The following is a 5,585-nucleotide window of genomic DNA, read 5'->3' as shown; positions in this document are numbered from 1 at the left end:
GTTGATCGAAAGCGGTGAAAAAGGTAGTTGACAGCAGGTTGTAACGCTGTAGAATTCGCCTCCCGCTAACGAGCAACGTGATGTTGATCGAAGCGCAAGTGGTTGAAGTTGCAAAGGAAACTTTGAAAACTTCTTAAAATAACCGCTTGACAGATACAGAGGCTGCTGTAGAATGCGCGCCTCGGTTGAGACGAAAGATCTTAACCAACCGCTCTTTAACAATTGAATCAAGCAATTCGTGTGGGTGCTTGCGCTGTCAGACTGAAGTCAACAGATTATCAGCATCGTAAGTTGCTCCGCGAGAAATCAAAGAAATAACCAACGATTGCTGAGCCAAGTTTAGGGTTTTCTCAAAACCCAAAGATGTTTGAACTGAAGAGTTTGATCATGGCTCAGATTGAACGCTGGCGGCAGGCCTAACACATGCAAGTCGAGCGGCAGCACGGGTACTTGTACCTGGTGGCGAGCGGCGGACGGGTGAGTAATGCCTAGGAATCTGCCTGGTAGTGGGGGATAACGCTCGGAAACGGACGCTAATACCGCATACGTCCTACGGGAGAAAGCAGGGGACCTTCGGGCCTTGCGCTATCAGATGAGCCTAGGTCGGATTAGCTAGTTGGTGAGGTAATGGCTCACCAAGGCGACGATCCGTAACTGGTCTGAGAGGATGATCAGTCACACTGGAACTGAGACACGGTCCAGACTCCTACGGGAGGCAGCAGTGGGGAATATTGGACAATGGGCGAAAGCCTGATCCAGCCATGCCGCGTGTGTGAAGAAGGTCTTCGGATTGTAAAGCACTTTAAGTTGGGAGGAAGGGCATTTACCTAATACGTAAGTGTTTTGACGTTACCGACAGAATAAGCACCGGCTAACTCTGTGCCAGCAGCCGCGGTAATACAGAGGGTGCAAGCGTTAATCGGAATTACTGGGCGTAAAGCGCGCGTAGGTGGTTTGTTAAGTTGGATGTGAAATCCCCGGGCTCAACCTGGGAACTGCATCCAAAACTGGCAAGCTAGAGTATGGTAGAGGGTGGTGGAATTTCCTGTGTAGCGGTGAAATGCGTAGATATAGGAAGGAACACCAGTGGCGAAGGCGACCACCTGGACTGATACTGACACTGAGGTGCGAAAGCGTGGGGAGCAAACAGGATTAGATACCCTGGTAGTCCACGCCGTAAACGATGTCAACTAGCCGTTGGGAGCCTTGAGCTCTTAGTGGCGCAGCTAACGCATTAAGTTGACCGCCTGGGGAGTACGGCCGCAAGGTTAAAACTCAAATGAATTGACGGGGGCCCGCACAAGCGGTGGAGCATGTGGTTTAATTCGAAGCAACGCGAAGAACCTTACCAGGCCTTGACATCCAATGAACTTTCCAGAGATGGATTGGTGCCTTCGGGAACATTGAGACAGGTGCTGCATGGCTGTCGTCAGCTCGTGTCGTGAGATGTTGGGTTAAGTCCCGTAACGAGCGCAACCCTTGTCCTTAGTTACCAGCACGTTATGGTGGGCACTCTAAGGAGACTGCCGGTGACAAACCGGAGGAAGGTGGGGATGACGTCAAGTCATCATGGCCCTTACGGCCTGGGCTACACACGTGCTACAATGGTCGGTACAGAGGGTTGCCAAGCCGCGAGGTGGAGCTAATCCCATAAAACCGATCGTAGTCCGGATCGCAGTCTGCAACTCGACTGCGTGAAGTCGGAATCGCTAGTAATCGCGAATCAGAATGTCGCGGTGAATACGTTCCCGGGCCTTGTACACACCGCCCGTCACACCATGGGAGTGGGTTGCACCAGAAGTAGCTAGTCTAACCTTCGGGAGGACGGTTACCACGGTGTGATTCATGACTGGGGTGAAGTCGTAACAAGGTAGCCGTAGGGGAACCTGCGGCTGGATCACCTCCTTAATCGACGACTCAGCTGCAGCACAAGTTCCCACACGAATTGCTTGATTCATTGAAGAAGACGATTAGAAGCAGCTTTTGCTTTGCACACCCGATATTGGGTCTGTAGCTCAGTTGGTTAGAGCGCACCCCTGATAAGGGTGAGGTCGGCAGTTCGAATCTGCCCAGACCCACCAGTTACCTGGTGAAGTTGGTCAGAGCGCGTACGACACCCGGATACGGGGCCATAGCTCAGCTGGGAGAGCGCCTGCCTTGCACGCAGGAGGTCAGCGGTTCGATCCCGCTTGGCTCCACCACTTACTGCTTCTGTTTGAAAGCTTAGAAATGAGCACTCCATTGATGAGATGGTGAGTGTTGATTTCTAGTCTTTGATTAGATCGTTCTTTAAAAATTTGGGTATGTGATAGAAATATAGACTGGGCACCTCTTTCACTGGTGCGTGTCCAGGCTAAGGTAAAGTTTGTGAGAACAAACTTTCGGCGAATGTCGTCTTCACAGTATAACCAGATTGCTTGGGGTTATATGGTCAAGTGAAGAAGCGCATACGGTGGATGCCTTGGCAGTCAGAGGCGATGAAAGACGTGGTAGCCTGCGAAAAGCTTCGGGGAGTCGGCAAACAGACTGTGATCCGGAGATGTCTGAATGGGGGAACCCAGCTGTCATAAGACAGTTACCTTACACTGAATACATAGGTGTATGGAGCGAACCAGGGGAACTGAAACATCTAAGTACCCTGAGGAAAAGAAATCAACCGAGATTCCCTTAGTAGTGGCGAGCGAACGGGGACCAGCCCTTAAGTTGTTTAGAGATTAGCGGAACGCTCTGGAAAGTGCGGCCATAGTGGGTGATAGCCCTGTACGCGAAAATCTCTTTGCAATGAAATCGAGTAGGACGGGGCACGAGAAACCTTGTCTGAACATGGGGGGACCATCCTCCAAGGCTAAATACTACTGACTGACCGATAGTGAACTAGTACCGTGAGGGAAAGGCGAAAAGAACCCCGGAGAGGGGAGTGAAATAGATCCTGAAACCGTATGCGTACAAGCAGTGGGAGCCCACTTTGTTGGGTGACTGCGTACCTTTTGTATAATGGGTCAGCGACTTATTTTCAGTGGCGAGCTTAACCGAATAGGGGAGGCGTAGCGAAAGCGAGTCTTAATAGGGCGTCTAGTCGCTGGGAATAGACCCGAAACCGGGCGATCTATCCATGGGCAGGTTGAAGGTTGGGTAACACTAACTGGAGGACCGAACCGACTACCGTTGAAAAGTTAGCGGATGACCTGTGGATCGGAGTGAAAGGCTAATCAAGCTCGGAGATAGCTGGTTCTCCTCGAAAGCTATTTAGGTAGCGCCTCATGTATCACTGTAGGGGGTAGAGCACTGTTTCGGCTAGGGGGTCATCCCGACTTACCAAACCGATGCAAACTCCGAATACCTACAAGTGCCGAGCATGGGAGACACACGGCGGGTGCTAACGTCCGTCGTGAAAAGGGAAACAACCCAGACCGTCAGCTAAGGTCCCAAAATCCTGGTTAAGTGGGAAACGATGTGGGAAGGCTTAGACAGCTAGGAGGTTGGCTTAGAAGCAGCCACCCTTTAAAGAAAGCGTAATAGCTCACTAGTCGAGTCGGCCTGCGCGGAAGATGTAACGGGGCTCAAACCAGGTACCGAAGCTACGGGTATCATCTTTTGATGATGCGGTAGAGGAGCGTTCTGTAAGCCTGTGAAGGTGAGTTGAGAAGCTTGCTGGAGGTATCAGAAGTGCGAATGCTGACATGAGTAACGACAATGGGTGTGAAAAACACCCACGCCGAAAGACCAAGGTTTCCTGCGCAACGTTAATCGACGCAGGGTTAGTCGGTCCCTAAGGCGAGGCTGAAAAGCGTAGTCGATGGAAAACAGGTTAATATTCCTGTACTTCTGGTTATTGCGATGGAGGGACGGAGAAGGCTAGGCCAGCTTGGCGTTGGTTGTCCAAGTTTAAGGTGGTAGGCTGGAATCTTAGGTAAATCCGGGGTTCTAAGGCCGAGAGCTGATGACGAGTGTTCTTTTAGAACACGAAGTGGTTGATGCCATGCTTCCAAGAAAAGCTTCTAAGCTTCAGGTAACCAGGAACCGTACCCCAAACCGACACAGGTGGTTGGGTAGAGAATACCAAGGCGCTTGAGAGAACTCGGGTGAAGGAACTAGGCAAAATGGCACCGTAACTTCGGGAGAAGGTGCGCCGGTGAGGGTGAAGGACTTGCTCCGTAAGCTCATGCCGGTCGAAGATACCAGGCCGCTGCGACTGTTTATTAAAAACACAGCACTCTGCAAACACGAAAGTGGACGTATAGGGTGTGACGCCTGCCCGGTGCCGGAAGGTTAATTGATGGGGTTAGCTAACGCGAAGCTCTTGATCGAAGCCCCGGTAAACGGCGGCCGTAACTATAACGGTCCTAAGGTAGCGAAATTCCTTGTCGGGTAAGTTCCGACCTGCACGAATGGCGTAACGATGGCGGCGCTGTCTCCACCCGAGACTCAGTGAAATTGAAATCGCTGTGAAGATGCAGTGTATCCGCGGCTAGACGGAAAGACCCCGTGAACCTTTACTATAGCTTTGCACTGGACTTTGAATTTGCTTGTGTAGGATAGGTGGGAGGCTTTGAAGCGTGGACGCCAGTCTGCGTGGAGCCAACCTTGAAATACCACCCTGGCAACTTTGAGGTTCTAACTCAGGTCCGTTATCCGGATCGAGGACAGTGTATGGTGGGTAGTTTGACTGGGGCGGTCTCCTCCTAAAGAGTAACGGAGGAGTACGAAGGTGCGCTCAGACCGGTCGGAAATCGGTCGTAGAGTATAAAGGCAAAAGCGCGCTTGACTGCGAGACAGACACGTCGAGCAGGTACGAAAGTAGGTCTTAGTGATCCGGTGGTTCTGTATGGAAGGGCCATCGCTCAACGGATAAAAGGTACTCCGGGGATAACAGGCTGATACCGCCCAAGAGTTCATATCGACGGCGGTGTTTGGCACCTCGATGTCGGCTCATCACATCCTGGGGCTGAAGCCGGTCCCAAGGGTATGGCTGTTCGCCATTTAAAGTGGTACGCGAGCTGGGTTTAGAACGTCGTGAGACAGTTCGGTCCCTATCTGCCGTGGACGTTTGAGATTTGAGAGGGGCTGCTCCTAGTACGAGAGGACCGGAGTGGACGAACCTCTGGTGTTCCGGTTGTCACGCCAGTGGCATTGCCGGGTAGCTATGTTCGGAAAAGATAACCGCTGAAAGCATCTAAGCGGGAAACTTGCCTCAAGATGAGATCTCACTGGAACCTTGAGTTCCCTGAAGGGCCGTCGAAGACTACGACGTTGATAGGTGGGGTGTGTAAGCGCTGTGAGGCGTTGAGCTAACCCATACTAATTGCCCGTGAGGCTTGACCATATAACACCCAAGCAATCTGTACGATTCGAAAGAAAAGACCAGATTGCGGTGACTGTGAAGACGACACAAACCGAAAGTTTGTTCGCACACTGAACCGATCTATCACATACCCATTCGCTGAGGCGTCCCGCAAGGGCACGAACCGGCACCTGAATTTCTTGACGACCATAGAGCATTGGAACCACCTGATCCCATCCCGAACTCAGTAGTGAAACGATGTATCGCCGATGGTAGTGTGGGGTTTCCCCATGTGAGAGTAGGT

2 tRNA genes and 3 rRNA genes are annotated in these 5,585 nt (G+C 51.7%); all 5 read left to right on the top strand.

Annotated features, from left to right (window positions below):
• Positions 1–369 precede the first annotated feature (369 nt).
• Positions 370–1,908: ribosomal RNA gene (locus tag ACYASS_RS17675) — 16S ribosomal RNA — on the top strand.
• Positions 1,909–2,004: 96 nt separating this feature from the next.
• A tRNA-Ile gene (locus tag ACYASS_RS17670) sits at positions 2,005–2,081 on the top strand.
• A 44-nt stretch (positions 2,082–2,125) separates the two neighbouring features.
• Positions 2,126–2,201, top strand: a tRNA-Ala gene (locus ACYASS_RS17665).
• A gap of 228 nt (positions 2,202–2,429) precedes the next feature.
• Positions 2,430–5,323 (top strand): 23S ribosomal RNA (locus ACYASS_RS17660).
• Between the two features lie 157 nt (positions 5,324–5,480).
• A 5S ribosomal RNA gene (gene rrf / locus ACYASS_RS17655) occupies positions 5,481–5,585 on the top strand; the annotation flags it as partial.

The organism is Pseudomonas sp. HP_14, assembly GCF_055283875.1.
This window is presented reverse-complemented; position numbering and strand designations above follow the sequence as displayed.